The sequence below is a fragment of the Mesorhizobium sp. M7A.F.Ca.CA.001.10.2.1 genome (genome assembly GCF_003998575.1).
Lineage (GTDB): Bacteria > Pseudomonadota > Alphaproteobacteria > Rhizobiales > Rhizobiaceae > Mesorhizobium.
In genome coordinates this window covers 1-652 of sequence record NZ_RZQY01001245.1, presented here as the reverse complement: position 1 = coordinate 652, position 652 = coordinate 1, and the positions used below count along the sequence as shown (strand labels likewise).

General features: G+C 63.3%; 1 protein-coding gene and 1 pseudogene. Both read left to right on the top strand.

Annotated features, from left to right (window positions below; all coding sequences use genetic code 11):
* Positions 1–182: pseudogene (locus EN964_RS36415) on the top strand (peptidase C14); the annotation flags it as partial.
* Between the two features lie 303 nt (positions 183–485).
* Positions 486–652, top strand: a 167-nt coding sequence (locus EN964_RS36410) for a TetR family transcriptional regulator (protein WP_127277590.1), incomplete at its 3' end; no start/stop codon positions are given.

Below are 652 nucleotides of genomic sequence, written 5' to 3'. Positions count from 1 at the left end.
GCCTGGAGGTCACTCCACAGGGCGAAGATCGCGCCGAGGCAGTCTTTGCGATGCGCTACGACTATCTTCCAAAGGACAGGTCGGCGGCACGCCTGACCGGCAAGGCGCGCGTCACGCTTGGGGTGGTCAAGGCCGGCGGCGGCTGGCGTATCGAATCCGAGACATCGCAGGCGATGCAGTAGGCGTGATCCCACGGCCAGCCGGGCAATTCAAGCTGGCGGCGCCTCATGGCGATAGGAATTTTTTCTTGACTCGGTGAGGGCAGCTATGCTACATTTTTGCCCATGGTGCTGATTTGCGCCAGTGACCCGCCGCCCGGCGGGTTTTTGCGTTTGGAGCTTCGCCAACCGACACGGCGGTAGACTTTCAGAGAATGAACTTAACCCCTGCCGCTACCATCCGTTCCCGAAGCTTGAAGACGCGCCGTTTCGTTTGAGCGTCGGGTCGCCTATATTGCCGGCGATAGTGTTGGCGAGGAGACAGAGATGGCCGAGGACGCCGATCCGGCGCGCAGATCGATCGGTGCGCGGCGCAACCCCGACAGCGCCGATGCCATTCTCGAAGCCGCCGAGGCCGTACTGGTCGAAGCCGGTTATGCCGGTTTCTCGATCGAGGCGGTGGCGCGGCGGGCCCGCGCCGGCAAACCCACCAT